General features: G+C 72.8%; 11 protein-coding genes. 8 read left to right on the forward strand and 3 right to left on the reverse strand.

Translation table 11 applies throughout. From position 1 onward, the window contains the following. Window positions 1–36: 36 nt before the first annotated feature. The gene (locus tag RCG67_RS00765) at window positions 37–1563 is read left to right on the forward strand and encodes a peptide MFS transporter (RefSeq protein WP_368824396.1); all 1527 of its coding nucleotides are present in this window, start codon (window positions 37–39) and stop codon (window positions 1561–1563) included. A gap of 22 nt (window positions 1564–1585) precedes the next feature. On the opposite strand, the gene RCG67_RS00770 is transcribed toward RCG67_RS00765, so the two are convergent. Further along, window positions 1586–2665 carry a nitronate monooxygenase gene (locus RCG67_RS00770; RefSeq protein ID WP_368824397.1) on the reverse strand — a complete coding sequence of 360 codons (1080 nt, stop codon included), beginning with the start codon at window positions 2663–2665 and terminating at the stop codon, window positions 1586–1588. A 127-nt stretch (window positions 2666–2792) separates the two neighbouring features. Here RCG67_RS00770 and RCG67_RS00775 point away from each other — a divergent pair, with 127 nt between their 5' ends. The 3 genes from RCG67_RS00775 to RCG67_RS00785 all read left to right on the forward strand — a co-directional run bounded on the left by RCG67_RS00775 (window position 2793) and on the right by RCG67_RS00785 (window position 7051). Then, a complete protein-coding gene (locus tag RCG67_RS00775) occupies window positions 2793–4256 on the forward strand; it encodes an APC family permease (RefSeq protein WP_368824398.1) in 1464 nt (487 codons plus the stop codon). 47 nt (window positions 4257–4303) lie between these two features. Then, on the forward strand, window positions 4304–4693 hold the full coding sequence (locus RCG67_RS00780) for a universal stress protein (protein ID WP_368824399.1): 390 nt from the start codon (window positions 4304–4306) through the stop codon (window positions 4691–4693). A gap of 126 nt (window positions 4694–4819) precedes the next feature. Beyond that, window positions 4820–7051 carry an MMPL family transporter gene (locus tag RCG67_RS00785; RefSeq protein WP_368824400.1) on the forward strand — a complete coding sequence of 744 codons (2232 nt, stop codon included), beginning with the start codon at window positions 4820–4822 and terminating at the stop codon, window positions 7049–7051. A 127-nt stretch (window positions 7052–7178) separates the two neighbouring features. On the opposite strand, the gene RCG67_RS00790 is transcribed toward RCG67_RS00785, so the two are convergent. Continuing rightward, the gene (locus RCG67_RS00790) at window positions 7179–8012 is read right to left on the reverse strand and encodes a phosphatase PAP2 family protein (RefSeq protein WP_368824401.1); all 834 of its coding nucleotides are present in this window, start codon (window positions 8010–8012) and stop codon (window positions 7179–7181) included. A 426-nt stretch (window positions 8013–8438) separates the two neighbouring features. Between RCG67_RS00790 and RCG67_RS00795 the strand changes: the two genes are divergently transcribed. The 4 genes from RCG67_RS00795 to RCG67_RS00810 all read left to right on the forward strand — a co-directional run bounded on the left by RCG67_RS00795 (window position 8439) and on the right by RCG67_RS00810 (window position 13600). Next, window positions 8439–8771: a glutaredoxin domain-containing protein gene (locus RCG67_RS00795; protein WP_368824402.1), complete on the forward strand. Its 333-nt coding sequence runs from the start codon at window positions 8439–8441 to the stop codon at window positions 8769–8771. 100 nt (window positions 8772–8871) lie between these two features. After that, entirely contained in the window at window positions 8872–10065 is a 1194-nt protein-coding gene (locus RCG67_RS00800; RefSeq protein WP_368824403.1) for an ROK family transcriptional regulator, read from the forward strand. 169 nt (window positions 10066–10234) lie between these two features. Beyond that, window positions 10235–11650: a sugar porter family MFS transporter gene (locus tag RCG67_RS00805; protein WP_368824404.1), complete on the forward strand. Its 1416-nt coding sequence runs from the start codon at window positions 10235–10237 to the stop codon at window positions 11648–11650. Between the two features lie 276 nt (window positions 11651–11926). Beyond that, a complete protein-coding gene (locus RCG67_RS00810) occupies window positions 11927–13600 on the forward strand; it encodes a thiamine pyrophosphate-dependent enzyme (protein ID WP_058873306.1) in 1674 nt (557 codons plus the stop codon). A gap of 100 nt (window positions 13601–13700) precedes the next feature. Here the strand turns inward: RCG67_RS00810 and RCG67_RS00815 are convergent, their stop codons facing one another. Continuing rightward, window positions 13701–15161 (reverse strand): MFS transporter, encoded by a 1461-nt coding sequence (locus RCG67_RS00815; protein ID WP_368824405.1) that lies wholly within the window; start codon window positions 15159–15161, stop codon window positions 13701–13703. Window positions 15162–15230: the final 69 nt, after the last annotated feature.

A 15230-nucleotide genomic window follows, 5' to 3' on the forward strand; every position in this document is an offset into this window, starting at 1 on the left:
GGCGCGAACCGCGCCGGCGGGTGAACCATGATGGTCATGAACCACGACACGTCCCGTGCGGGCGAGGGCACCACCAGCGCCACCGCTCCGCACGGCAACCCCGACAACATCCCGGGCGCGGACCTGCCCCGCCCCGACGAGAAGACGTTCTTCGGCCAGCCCCGCATGCTGGCGAACCTGTTCAGCGTCGAGCTGTGGGAGCGCTTCTCCTTCTACGGCATGCAGGGCATCGTCCTGCTGTACATGTACTTCGCCACGACCGAGGGCGGACTGGGCATCGACCGCGCCACGGCCGCGGGCATCGTGGGCGCCTACGGCGGCGCCGTCTACCTCTTCGCCATCCTGGGCGGGTGGGTGGCCGACCGGCTCCTGGGCTCCGAGCGGACGATGTTCGTCAGCGGCGTGCTCATCATGGCCGGGCACGTCTCGCTCGCGCTCGTCCCCGCGGTCGCGGGGCTCACGGCGGGCCTGGTCCTCATCGCGATCGGCTCGGGCGGGCTCAAGGCCACGATCACCAACCTGGTGGGCGCCCTCTACGATCGCCAGGACCCCCGCCGCGACGCCGGCTTCTCGATCTTCTACATGGGCGTGAACATCGGCGGGCTCCTCGGACCGCTCCTGACGGGCTTCGCGCAGAAGACCTGGGGCTTCCACCTGGGCTTCGGCCTGGCCGCGATCGGCATGGCCTTCGGCCTGACCCAGTACGCGCTGGGCCGCCGGCGGCTCCCCGACGAGGTCCACCACGTGCCCAACCCCCTGCCGCGCGAGCAGTACGGGAAGTGGGCGGGGATCGCCGCGGCCGCCGTCGCCGTCGTCGTGGCCGCCGTCCTCACGGGGGTGCTCAACGCGGCCAACCTGGCCGACGTGGTCGTGGGCGTGATCGTGGTGGCGGCCGTGGCGCTGTTCGCCCTCCTGCTCACGAGCAGGAAGGTCGACGACGACGAGCGCTCCCGCGTGCGGGCGTTCATTCCGCTGTTCATCGGCTCGGCCGCCTTCTGGGCGCTGTTCCAGCAGCAGTTCACGGTGATCACGATCTACTCGGACACCCGGCTGGACCGCGCGCTCGGCGACTGGACCATGCCGATCTCGTGGGTCCAGTCCTTCAACCCCTTCTTCATCATCCTGCTCGCGCCGGTGTTCGCGGTGCTGTGGACGAAGCTGGGCGACCGCCAGCCCGGCACGCCCACCAAGTTCGGCCTGGGCATCGTGCTGATGGGGTCGGCGTTCCTCATCTTCCTGCCCATGGTCGGGGTGTCCTCGGTGCCCGTCCTGTGGGCCGCGCTGATCCTGCTGGTCGCCACCCTGGGCGAGCTGATGGTCTCCCCGGTGGGCCTGTCCCTGTCCACCCGGCTGGCCCCGCGCGCCTATCCCGTGCTGATGGTCGCCCTCTTCTACCTGTCGGTGGCCCTGGGCACGGCCCTGTCCGGCGCGCTGGCCGGCTACTACAGCGAGCAGACCGAGGCGGCGTACTTCGGGACCCTGGGCGCCGTCACGATCGTCATCGGCGCCGCGCTGCTCGTGCTGTCCCGCTGGATCCGGCGGATGATGCGCGGAGTGCGCTGACGGCCGGGACGGGCACCCGCCGTCAGGGCCCGGACGGGTCGCCGGCGACGTCCCGCACGACCTCCGCGGCGGGGACCTCCCGGGCGGCCGCGAAGTGCGGACCGGCCCACAGGGCGATGGCCTCGGGGTCCCCGGCCGCGGCCGCAGCCGCCCGGATGGGCTTCGTCAGCTGGTTGACCTGCGGATATGCCGCTGGAGCAATGTTCGTGAAGCGCTCGACGAAGCCGTTGCGCACGCCCCGCGCCAACCGGCCCGAGAACGCCCGGGTCACGGCGGTCTCCGTGTAGCGGCCCGAGCCGAGGGCCTCCCGGTACGCGGCGGAGGTCCCCGCCTCGGGCGTGCGCAGCAGCAGCGTGCCGACCTGGACGGCGTCCGCGCCGGCGGCCCGGACCGCGTCCGCCTCCGCCGCCGAGGCGATGCCGCCCGCGGCCACGAGCGGGACCTCCACGGCGGCGCGGACCGCGGCGACGAGCTCGGCCAGGGACTCCTCGCCCGGGACGTCCTCCGCGCGGTGGGTACCCCGGTGCCCGCCGGCGGCCGGGCCCTGCACCGTCAGCAGGTGGGCGCCGGCCCGCACCGCGGCCTCGGCCTCCGGCACCGAGGTCACCGTGACGGACGTCGCGGTGCCCGCCGCCGCGAGCCGCTCCAGCACGGAGGCCGCCGGCAGCCCGAAGGTGAAGGAGACGACCGGCACCCGCAGCTCCTCCACGAGCTCGAGCTTGGCCGCCCATCCGTCGTCGTCGGCCGGGTCCGTGTCCGGCAGCTCCACGCCGTACCGGCGGGCGGTGTCCTGCAGGGCCTCCCGGTAGGCCCCGACGGACAGGTGCACGGCGGGATCGACCGCCGTCCCGGGCGCCGCGGTGTTCGCCGCCTGCGGGACGAACAGGTTCACCCCGAAGGGGCCGTCGGTCAGTTCCCGCACGGTCTCGACGTCGGCGCGGACGCCGTCCACCGGGCGGTTGCCGGCGGCCAGGAAACCCAGTCCGCCGGCGGCCGTGACGGCCGCGGCGAGCGCGGGGGTCGAGGGCCCTCCGGCCATGGGCGCGCCCACGAACGGGACGGACAGGTCGTTCAGCCGGAAGGGGTACGGGGTGCTCACCATGCCTCCAGGCTAGGCAGGCGGAGGGGTCGCGTCACCCCTGGGCGCGGCACAGGACGTGGCATAGGCTGTGGCCACGATCACCCGCTGCCGAGGTCCGCCGCCCGACACCACCGATTCGAGGCATCCGATGGCCCAGTCCGCCGACTCCAAGACCCGGTCCCGCCCGCAGCCCGAGCTCAAGCGCGTCATGGGCCCCGGCCTGCTGCTGCTGTTCATCGTCGGCGACATCCTCGGCACCGGCGTGTACGCCCTCACCGGCAACATCGCCGGCGAGATCGGCGGCGCGGCGTGGGCCCCGATCCTCGTGGCGTTCGTCGTCGCCACCATCACGGCGTTCTCCTACCTCGAGCTCGTGACCAAGTACCCCGGCGCCTCGGGCGCCGCGCTCTACACGCACAAGGCCTTCGGCGTCCACTTCATCACCTTCCTGGTGACGTTCGCGGTGCTCAGCTCGGGCCTCACCTCCGCCTCGACGGCCGCCTCGGCCGTGGCGTCGAACTTCGCCCGCGGCTTCGGCCTCGAGGTGACCACCACGACCATCACCGTGATCGCCGTGACCTTCATCGCGATCCTGTGCGCCATCAACATCCGCGGCGTCACCGAGGGTCTCGCCTTCAACGTGGTGCTGACGTCCATCGAGCTCACCGGGCTGCTCATCGTGATCCTCGTGGGCTTCTGGGCGTCCTTCCAGGGCCAGGCCGACTTCAGCCAGACGATGGTCTTCGAGACCTCCGAGGACAAGGGCATCTTCCTCGCGCTGACCGCCGTGACCTCGCTCGCCTTCTTCTCCTTCGTGGGCTTCGAGGACTCCGTGAACATGGTCGAGGAGACCAAGAACCCCACCCGCGACTTCCCGCGGGTGATGCTCTTCGGCCTGGGCCTGACAGGCGTCGTCTACATCCTGGTGTCCATCTTCACCGTGGCGGTGGTCCCCATCGGGGTGCTCGGCGAGTCCACCACGCCGCTGCTGGACATGGTCCGGATCGGGGCCCCGAACATCCCGATCGACACCATCTATCCGTTCCTGACGATCTTCGCCGTGGCGAACACCGCCCTGATCAACATGCTCATGGCCTCCCGGCTGCTCTACGGCATGTCCCGCCAGGGCGTGCTGCCGGACTTCCTGGGCCACGTGCTGCGGGGCCGGCGCACCCCATGGTCGGCCATCGTGTTCACGACCCTCCTGGCGATGGCCCTGATCGTCGTGATCAACAACCTCCTGGGCAGCGGCACGGCCAGCGCCCTCGGCGGCACCACGGCCCTCCTGCTCCTGGGCGTGTTCACCATCGTCAACATCGCGGCGATCATCCTGCGGAAGGACCACTCCCCCACCCACGACTACTTCCACGCGCCCCGGGTCCTGCCCTACCTGGGCACCATCACCTGCGCCTATCTCGTGGGGCCGTGGGCGCAGGACCTCATCGAGTACCAGATCGCCGTGGTCCTGCTGCTGATCGGGCTGGCCCTGTGGCTCGTCAACTTCCTCTACGACCGCCTGTTCCTCGGCCGCAAGGTCCGGTTCGAGCACCCGGAGGACCTCGCCCGCATGGAGGACGAACCCGAGGGGACCGACCCGCACCGCGGCCCCTGAGCCGGCCGTCCACCACCCCCTGCCGCGCCGCTACCCGAGGAGAACCCGTGACCGTCGTCGTCGGATACATGCCCACCGCCCCCGGACACGCCGCCCTGGACGCGGCCATCCTGGAGGCCGAGCGCCGAGGCACCGACCTGATGGTGGTGCAGCCGCGGCCGAAGCGCCACCAGCCCCCCGAGATCGGCGCGGACATCGACGTGGAGCAGGAGAAGCTCACCCGCTCGGGGCTGCGCTACGAGCTGCGGGAGCCCGAGCACGACAGCGACCCCGCCGACGTCATCCTCGACACCGCCCGTGACTCCCAGGCCGAGCTCATCGTGCTGGGCATCCGGCGGCGCTCGCCCGTGGGCAAGATCATCATGGCCAGCACGGCCCAGCGCGTCCTGCTCGAGAGCCCCTGCCCGGTGCTGTGCGTCAAGGCCGTCTACGACTGATCCGGGATTTTATTTCTGTTTTCGAAATATTAGGCTGATCCCAGACCCCGGCGCCTCCGGTCCCGCGCGGGTGTCCGTCGGTCTCCGCGGCGCCGACCTGCTCCAGCCGCACCTGAAAGGCCCGTCATGACCACCTCGGCCCCTCCTGCATCCCGCCCTGCCCCCTGGGCCGAGGCCCCCGAGCCGCCCCGGCGTCCCCGCTGGGCCACGCTGCTGCGGACCCTGCTGCCGGCGCTGCTGATCGTGGGGTGGCTCGCGGTGGCGGGCGTGGGCGGGCCCTACTTCGGGAAGATCTCCGAGGTCTCCACCAACGACCAGTCCAGCTTCCTGCCCGAGTCCACCGAGTCCACGCAGGTCACGCGGCTGCAGAGCGAGTTCCGGGACTCGGAGGCGATCCCGGCGATCGTCCTCCTCGTCCGGGACGGCGGGCTCGTCGACGCGGACCGGGCGTGGGCCGAGGAGGCCGCCGCCGCCGTGCAGGAGAGCGGCCTCGCCGAGGGTCAGCCCTCGCCGCTGATCCCGTCGGAGGACGGGGAGGCCCTCCAGCTCGTCGTGCCCCTGCCCGACGGCGAGGTCGTCGACGACGTCGAGGCCCTCGCGGACCGGTTCGAGCAGGACCGCCCCGAGGGCCTGCAGAGCTACGTCACGGGCCCCGCCGGCTTCACGGCCGATCTCGTGGCCGGCTTCGCCGGCATCGACGGGCTCCTGCTGGGCGTGGCCCTGGCCGTGGTGTTCGTGATCCTCCTCGTGGTGTACCGGTCCCCCGTGCTGCCCGTCCTGGTGCTGCTGACGTCCATCTTCGCCCTCAGCGCCGCGATCCTGGTCGTGTACTGGCTGGCGGCCAACGAGCTCGTGACCATCAGCGGACAGGTGCAGGGCATCCTGTTCATCCTGGTGGTCGGCGCCGCGACCGACTACTCGCTGCTGTACACGGCCCGGTACCGGGACGCCCTGCTGCACCACCGGCGGCGGACGGACGCCACCCGGGCGGCCCTCCGGGGCTCGGTCGAGCCGATCGTCGCCTCCGGCGCCACCGTCATCGCGGGCCTGCTGTGCCTGCTGCTGTCCGACCTCGCCTCCAACAAGGCGCTGGGCCCGGTGGCGTCCGTCGGCATCGTCATGTCCATCCTGGCGGCGCTGACCTTCCTGCCCGCCGTCCTGCACGCCACGGGACGGGCGGCCTTCTGGCCGTTCCGGCCCCGCTACGACGCCTCCGGCACGGAGCGCGTGCGCGTGGTCGAGCACGGGGCAGGCGGCCGCCCGACCGTCGAGGGCCGGGGCGTGTGGGCCTCGGTGGCCCGGTTCGTGGCCCGTGCCCCGCGGGCGATCTGGGTGGTGACCACGGTGGTGCTCCTCGCCCTCGCCGGGTTCAGCACCCAGTTCCAGGCCTCGGGGGTGGAGCAGAGCGAGCTCGTGCTCGGCGAGTCCCAGGCCCGGGACGGCCAGGAGACCCTGGCCCAGCACTTCCCGGGCGGCTCCGGCAGCCCCGCGGTCCTCCTGGTCCCCACCGGTTCCCTGGACGCCGCGGTCGAGGTCGTCGAGGACACCGAGGGGGTCGCCGGTGTCGTCGCCGTCTCCGCGGACTCGCCCTCCGGCACCCTGCCCCTCGGGGAGGACGCTCCCCCGCCGGCGGGGCCCTTCGCCGGGGCCGAGCCGACCGAGGCTCAGGGGCTCTACCAGCTCCAGGCCACGCTGTCCGACGCCGCCGACTCCCCGGAGGCCGAGCAGACCGTCCGCGAGCTGCGCGAGAGCCTGCACGCGGCCGACGAGGAGATCCTCGTGGGCGGCACCACGGCGACGAACATCGACACCAACGAGACCTCGATCGCCGACCGCACGCTGATCATCCCCGTGATCCTCGGGGTCATCACCCTGATCCTCATGCTGCTGCTGCGCTCCGTCCTGGCGCCGGTGCTGCTGATCCTCACGACCGTGGTCTCCTTCTTCACGGCCCTGGGCGTCTCCGCCCTGGTGTTCAACCACGTCCTGGACCTGCCCGGGGCGGATCCCTCGGTCCCGCTCTTCGGCTTCGTCTTCCTCGTGGCGCTGGGCATCGACTACAACATCTTCCTGATGTCCCGGGTGCGGGAGGAGACGCTGGTCCACGGCACCCGGGCGGGCATCCTCCGGGGACTGACCCTCACCGGCGGGGTGATCACCTCGGCCGGCATCGTGCTCGCGGCCACGTTCGCGGCACTGGCCGTCATCCCGATCATGTTCCTCGTGCAGCTGGCGTTCATCGTGGCGTTCGGCGTGCTCCTGGACGCCCTGATCGTCCGGTCGCTGCTCGTGCCGGCACTGACCTACGACATCGGCCGGGCCATCTGGTGGCCCCTCCACCGGCGGACCGAGCCCTGAGCCGCGGCGGGGGCGCCCGAGCCGCCGCTCCGGACGTCCCCGCCGCGGGATCCACGACGCCCAGGACGCCCCGGCGGCCCTGCCGATCCGGCGGTCTGCGCTCCTCCCGGCCGGACCGGGCGGGGCGTCAGGCGGCGTGGTGGTCCGCCCGCCGGGCCACGACCGGCACCCGGGCGGTGTCGGGACGAGCGGTCTCCGCGGGGTTTCCCGCGGCGACGGGCTCCTGGTCGACGTCGCGCCACACCGCGTCCTCCTGCCGCCAGCCGAATCCGTAGGCCAGGGCGGGCACGAGGTGGTTGGCGAGCCCGCAGCCCACGGCGACGCCGGCCCACGCCACGGGGAAGGACGCGAGGACGTCGAGGGGGTAGTGCACGCCCAGGTAGAGGCGGGACAGCCCGACGAGCACGGCGGTGACCAGCCCCGCGACGAGCGCGGCGGAGCCGAGCCTCGACCGGCGCACGGCGAGGCCGAAGGCCACCGCGATGGCCAGGGCGGCTCCCGCGTGCCCCGAGGGGAAGGACGTGAGGCCCTCCACGAGGACGAGCGGCTCCGGGGACGCCGCGGCCGCCGGCCGGGGGCGGCCGACGGCGACCTGCACCATCCCGACCGCGGCCCACCCGGCGAGCGCGGTGACCGCGAACCCGGCGGCGTCCCACGGGCGCCGGCGCGCGAGGGCGAGCCAGGCCGTGAGGGCGGCGATGATCGCGAACGCCCCCGGGGTGGAGAACGCGTGGTGCAGCACGAGTGCCAGGGCGTCGAGGACGCCGAGGCGTGCCGCGTCGAGCCGGTGCAGGACCTCGGTCTCCTGGGCCGCGATCCCCGGGGAGTACACCAGGAGCCGTCCCACGGTCGCCGTGGCCAGCACGACGATGAAGGGGACGACCACCCACTGGTGCAGCTGGGGGAGGGACCAGGTGGAGCGGGCCGGCCGGGGGGAAGAATGCTGCGCCGGGTGTGCCATGCCCACCACCATGGCACACGTCACGTTGCCCGGATTCCCGCACGCCCGGTTGGCAAGAGAGTTCGGGAAGAATTGCCCGGATCGGTACAGAGAATGACAAATCATGAAGCTTGCGGCCGGGAATCTCCCTGCCCGGGCGTTCGTGTGACGTTCTGCGTCCCCTTCGGGCCCTGCGCCCGTTCTGTCAACCCCTAACGGCTGATGTTTCTGCACTTCCGTGCCGTTCCACGTGGAACCGCACGAAAAGAGCGTCTGATCAATCGGAAGAGACTGATCACCCCGGCGGACGCACCGTCCGCCGGGGAGCTGCCGTCCGATACCGTCCGAGGGAGTTCTCCCCCGATCAGGGGACAGGTCGTGCCGGGCCCGGGCGCCGCTAGACTGGGCCGCCACTCCCACCCCGCCGCCGACCCGCGAGGAGCACCCGTGTTCAAGAAGGACCCGTCCCGCAGCACCCGACCGGCCCTCACCCACGCCGAGGCCCTGCAGCACGTGCAGGAGGGCGGGGTGGCCGTCTACTGGCGGCCCGGCTGCCCCTTCTGCGGCATGCTCGAGCGCGGGCTCGGCGCCGACGCCGGGCGGGCCGCGTGGACGAACATCTGGGAGGACCAGGACGCCCTCGCGTTCGTCGAGTCCCTCAACGACGGCAACGCCACCGTCCCCACGGTGGTGACCCGCGGCGAGCACTTCGTCGCGGCCTCCCCCGCCCAGGTCGCCGCGACCAGGGCCCTGATCGCGGAGGCCGCCAAGGTGCTCTGAGCTCCCGCGGGCAGGAGGGGCCGGCCCCCCCTGTCTTCATGCCGTGAATGCGGATTAGGATGACATTCCTCTCGACGTTCACCGGTGAAAGAGGGCGCTGATGTCCGAGCCCGTGGGGTTCCCCGTTCCGCCCGGTTCGCAGACGTCCCTGCGCAACGCGAACCAGCGCCGGGTGCTCGACACGGTGCGCCGTGACGGGCACCTGACCCAGGCCCAGATCTCCCGGCGCACCGCGCTGGCGCCCTCGACCGTGTCCAACATCGTGCACCAGCTGATCGACGCCGGGCTGCTCGTCATGGAGACGGACGGCGCCGGCCGCCGCGGCCAGCTCGTGGGCTTCCGCAGCTCGGCCGGCCACGTGGTCGGCATCGACGTGGGCCACCGCCACGTCACGGTGGCCGTCGCGGACCTGAACCAGCGGATCCTCGCCCAGCGGCGCCACGAGCTGCCCGACGAGCACCGCTTCGCCGAGGACCTCGAGCTGGTCGGCCGCACCCTCGGCGCCCTGCTCCGGGAGCACGGCACGCCCCGGCCCGGCCTGCTCGCCGCCGGCCTCACCCTCCCGGCCCCCGTGGACCTCGAGGGCCGGCTCGTCAGCGCGAGCGCGATCCTGCCCGCGTGGAGCGGGATCGACGTGCGCGAGGAGGCCGGGCGCCGGCTCGGGCTGCCCGTCGTCGTCGAGAACGACGCCAACGCGGGCGCCCTGGGCGAGCACGCCCGGGGCGCCGGACGCGGGGCCCAGCACATGGCCTACCTGAAGATCGGCCACGGCGTGGGCGCGGGACTGATCCTGAACGGCGCCCTGTTCCGCGGCGCCACCGGGTCCGCCGGGGAGCTCGGCCACACCACCGTCGACGAGCAGGGCAGGGTGTGCCGGTGCGGCAACCGCGGGTGCCTCGAAACCTACGTCTCCTCCCGGGACGTCACCCGGCTGCTGGCCGCCACCCACGGCGCCGACCTGACGGTGCCCGGCCTCGTGGCGGCGGCCCTCGCGGGCGACGTGGGCTGCGGACGGGTCATCGGGGACACCGGCCGCCTGCTCGGCACGGCGGTGGCCAACCTGTGCAACACCATCAACCCGGAGCTCGTGGTCGTCGGCGGCGAGATCGCCCGGGCCGGTGAGCTGCTGCTCGCCCCGATGCGCGAGGTCGTCTCCCGCCAGGGCGTCCGCGGCAGCGTGCGGGAGCTGCGGATCGAGGCCGCCCGGCTGGGGATCGAGGCGCACGTGGCGGGCGCCGTGATCCTCGCACTGCAGCACGCGGAGCTGCCCTCCGGGGCAGCTCCGGGCGGATGACACCCCGCGCCACGCTCGTCTTCGACTAATGGACATTCTGCGCACCGAGTTTTACTGTGGACCGCGTCACAAGAACCCGTCGGCGTCGGCGGGCGCGTCCACCCCGGGGTGCGGCGGTCGGCACGGGCCGGCTCCACGCCGATCTCCCCACCAGCAAGGGAGCTGTCCGATGAGCCAAGACGCCACGACCCCCACGGTCGAGGAGCACCCGAACACCTCGGCGGTCCTCCGGATCAGCATCATCGCCGCCTTCGGCGGCTTCCTCTTCGGCTACGACTCCGCCGTCATCAACGGCGCGGTCTCCGCGATCCAGGAGGAGTTCGGCGTCAGCCCGGGTCCCCTCGGCTTCGCCGTGGCCTCCGCGCTGCTCGGCGCGGCGGCGGGCGCCTTCTTCGGCGGCCGGGTGGCCGACGCCCTGGGCCGCGTCCCCGTCATGAAGATCGCCGCGGTGCTCTTCCTGGTCAGCGCGATCGGCTGCGGCGTGGTCGACAGCTTCGGCTGGCTGATCTTCTGGCGCATCGTGGGCGGCGTCGGCGTGGGCGTGGCCTCCGTCATCGCCCCCGCCTACATCGCGGAGGTCGCCCCCGCAGCGGTGCGCGGGCGGCTCGGCTCGCTGCAGCAGATGGGCATCGTGCTCGGCATCTTCATCTCCCTCGCCGTGGACGCCTGGCTCGCCGGGCTCGCCGGGGGCTCCACCGAGGAGCTGTGGCTCGGCCTCGAGGCCTGGCGGTGGATGTTCATGGCGGAGGCCGTTCCGGCTCTCGCCTACCTGATCGGCGCCTTCACGATCCCGGAGTCCCCCCGCTACCTGGTGGAGGACGGCCGGCCGGAGGAGGCCCAGGCCGTGCTGGCCAACCTGCAGGGCTCCGCCTCGGCGACCGAACGCGTGCGCCTCATCAAGGAGTCCCTCCGCAGCGAGCACAAGCCCCGGCTGGCCGATCTGAGGGGCCGGATGGCCGGCCTCAAGCCCATCGTGTGGGTCGGCATCGGCCTGGCGGCGCTGCAGCAGTTCGTGGGCATCAACGTGATCTTCTACTACTCGAACGTGCTCTGGCAGGCCGTGGGCTTCACCGAGTCGAACTCGTTCACCATCACCGTGATCACGTCCGTGGTCAACGTCGCGGTGACCATCGTGGCGATCGCCCTCGTCGAGAAGGTGGGACGGCGCCGGCTCCTGCTCGTCGGCTCGGCGGGCATGACCCTCATGCTGGCCACCCTCGCCGTCGTGTTCGCCACCGCGGACGTCGTGAACGGCCAGCCCGATCTCGGCCCGACCTCCGGCCCGGTCGCGCTCGTGGCCGCCAACCTCTTCGTGGTCTTCTTCGGCGTCTCCTGGGGACCCATGATGTGGGTCCTGCTGGGCGAGATGTTCCCGAACCGGATCCGCGGCGCCGCACTGGCCGTGGCCGGGTTCGTGCAGTGGATCGCCAACTGGCTGGTCACCGTGACCTTCCCCGCCCTGGCCGCCTTCTCCCTGGGCGTCGCCTACGGTCTCTACGCCTTCTTCGCGCTGATGTCCCTGCTCTTCACGGTCAAGATGGTCCGTGAGACCACCGGCATCGAGCTCGAGGACATGATGGACTGAGCGTCCCGCAGGACCGGCGGCGGTGGACCTCCCCTCACGGGAGGACCACCGCCGTCGTCGTCCCCGGGCCCGGCCGCACGGAGCACCGTCCCGGTCCGGGACGCACGGCGCCCTCCGGCCGCTGTGCGTCCTTCTTTACCGCTCCGTGACCCCCAGGACACGGTTCGTCCCCCTCATCGGGTATTTTCGAGAGAACTGTGCGAGGCCGGGATCCCCGACCCGGCTCCGGCCTGCCCAGCCCCACCACTCCATTTTCAACGGCGAAAAGGACCCACGTTGACCCAGACCACCGCGGACCCCGCATCCCCCGCACAGACCACTGCCCGCAAGTCGGCGGGCCACGTCATCGTGGACACGCTCGTGGCGCACGGCGTGCAGCGCACCTACGTGGTGCCCGGCGAGTCCTACCTGGACGTGCTCGACGGGCTGCACCGGTCCCCGATCGAGACGGTCGTGTGCCGCCACGAGGGCGGGGCGGCCTACATGGCCGAGGCCGACGGCAAGATGGGCCCGGTGCCCGGGGTGGCGATGGTGACCCGCGGCCCCGGCGCGGCCAACGCCCACGTGGGCCTGCACACCTCCTGGCAGGACTCCACCCCGATGGTCCTGTTCGTGGGCCTGATCCCCTTCGAGCACCGCGACAAGGAGGCCTTCCAGGAGTTCGACCCGCACGCCTGGTTCGACTCCGGGGCCAAGCGGGTGATGGTCCTCGACCACGCCGAGCGGGCTTCCGAGATCGTGGCCGAGGCCATGTTCGCCGCCAACTCCGGCCGGCCCGGCCCGGTGGTGGTCGGGCTGCCCGAGGACATCATCAAGGCCGAGATCGACGCGACCCTGCACCCGCCGATCCCGGTGGCCCACGGCGGGATGACCGTCAACGACTGGAAGGCCCTGCGCGAGGCCCTCTCGGCGGCGGAGAAGCCCCTGTTCGTGACCGGCGGCAACGACTGGACCCACGAGGGCGCGGCCGGGCTCACCACCTGGCTGGAGGAGCACCACCTGCCGGCCGCGGCCGAGTGGCGCACCGAGGGCACCGTCCCGTTCGACTCGGACTCCTACGTGGGCCCGATCGGCTACGGCCGCCCCCAGCCGACCTTCGACATGCTCGAGGAGACCGATCTGCTGGTCTTCGTGGGCACCGTGCCCGGGGACGTGATCACCAACGGGTTCCTGGTCCGCCAGGACTGGAACAAGAAGAACTTCCTGGTCACCATCGACCCCTCCCTGCGCGGGCGCTCCGGGCCGGTGTCCTACCAGATCGTGGCCAAGCCCGACGTGTTCGTCCGCGACCTGGTGCGCATCGACCTGCCGGCCAAGGAGGCGTGGAAGGAGTGGACCGCCCGGCTGCGGGCGCAGCAGGTCGAGTTCTCCACCCCCACCGCCACCCCCGGTGACGGCCCGGCGCGGATGGACACCCTCATGGCCGAGCTGGTCAAGGACCTCCCCGCCGACGCGATGGTGACCTTCGGCGCCGGGGAGCACACCAACTGGGCCCACCGCTACTTCCCCACCCGCGGCTACGCCTCGATGATCTCGGCCCGCAACGGCTCCATGGGCTACTCGGTGCCCTCCGCGGTGGCCGCGTCCCTGCGCCACCCCGGCCGGCGGGTGGTGACCATCGCCGGGGACGGGGAGTTCCTGATGAACGGCCAGGAGCTGGCCACCGCCACCCAGTACGGGGCCACCCCGCTGGTGATCGTGATGGACAACCAGGAGTACGGCACGATCCGCACCCACCAGGAGCGCGACTACCCGCACCGGGTCTCGGGCACCCAGCTGGTCAACCCCGACTTCGCCCTCATGGCCGAGGCCTTCGGCGGGTACGGCGTGCGCGTGGAGACCGACGCCGAGATCCCCGGCGCGCTCGAGGCCGCCCTGAAGGCGATCGACGAGCAGGGCCGCTTCGCCCTGATCCACCTGATCGTGGAGCAGCGCGTCAAGGCGTACTGACCCGCAGGACGTCCACCGCCCCGCGCGGCGTCCCGGGCGGGGCCGCGCCCGCCCGGGACGCCGCCCCGGCCCGTGCCCCTGTGGTCCGCGGCGGTGCCGCTCAGCCGGCCAGCGGATGCGCGAGCTCGTCCTCGCGCATCCGTCCGGCCCACAGGGCACCGAGCCCGAGTGCCGGGGTCAGCAGGGCCACGGTCCAGAAGATCACCGGCAGCGGCACCACCTGGGCCACGGGCCCGGCGACCGCCATCGACACCGGCATGAGGGCGATCGAGACGAAGAAGTCGAGGCTCGAGACCCGCCCCAGCAGGTGGCGCGGCACCCGGCGCTGCAGGAGCGTGCCCCACAGCACCATGCCCGCGCCGTCCCCGGCGCCGACGAAGGCCAGGCACAGCGCCATGACCCAGAACGAGTCGGTGGTGGCGACGAGACCGAAGGGCAGGGTCCCGAAGCCCCACAGCACGATCATCCAGCTGAGGTAGCGCCGCGGCAGGGGCAGCGACGCGACCACGAGCGAGGCCAGCGCGCTGGCACCGCCGTAGCACGCCAGCAGATAGCCGAACACGGAGGCGTCCCCGCCCAGACGGTCCCGGACCAGGAAGGGCACGAGCACCTCCAGGGGCCCCAGCAGCAGGAACACCGCGAGCACCGCCCACAGGAGCGTCCACAGCAGCCACGGGGTCCGCACCGTGTAGCTCACGCCCTCCATGAGGTCGTCCCGCACGGACCGGAGCGCGCCGGCAGGCTCCTGCGGCGGGGGGCGCTTCCCGGCGCCGGGTGCCGGGAGCGGCGCCCCGGCGTGCGGCGCCCCGGCGGAGCCCGCGGCGGGCGCCGCGGCCGCTCCCCCGGCGGTCTCCGCGCCCGGTCCCCCGGTGGAGCCCGGCGTGGGCTCCACGCCCGGTCCCCCGGCCGGCTCCGCGTCCGGTTCCCCGGTGGACCCCGCCGTGGTCTCCGCGCCCGGTCCGGCGTCCTGGCCCGGCACGTGCAGGCGCAGCAGCAGGGCGAGGGCGGCCGCGTGGCAGAGCGCGATCAGGGCGAGCGCACCACCGGGCGCGGCCACCCCGATGAGCACGCCGGCCACGGCCGGCCCCGCCGCCTGCTGCAGCAGCGGGCGGGCCGTGCCCTCCGTCCCGTTGGCCGCGAGCAGCTGCCGGGCCGGCAGGATCCGGGGCAGCGAGGCCGAGTAGGCCGGGTAGAAGAAGCCGAAGCCGGCACCGAACACGAACGCCGCGGCGGCGAGCTGCCACATCCGCAGCCCGCCGGCCACGGCCAGGACGGCGACCGCCGCCGCCGTCAGGAGGTTGGCGGCCTCGACGAGGCGCAGCACCGAGGCCAGGGGGAAGCGGTCGGCCGCGATCCCGCCCACGAGCACGAAGACGAGCATGCCGAGCGCGCCCGTGGCCGTCACGGCCGAGAGGTCCACGGCCGTCCCGTCCAGCTGCAGGACCTGGTTCACGAGGGCCACCGCCCACATCCCCGCGCCGAACACGCTGAGGAACATCGCGAAGGCGAGCACGCGGTACCGGCCGAGCCGGAACGGCTCCAGCGCACGGGGCAGGGGCATGCCCCCAGTGTCCCCCTGTGCGGTCCCCCGCGCACGGGCCGCTCCGGTGGTGGCGGCCGCGGATCCGTA

This window comes from Kocuria cellulosilytica (assembly GCF_040981245.1).
Taxonomy (GTDB): domain Bacteria; phylum Actinomycetota; class Actinomycetes; order Actinomycetales; family Micrococcaceae; genus Kocuria; species Kocuria cellulosilytica.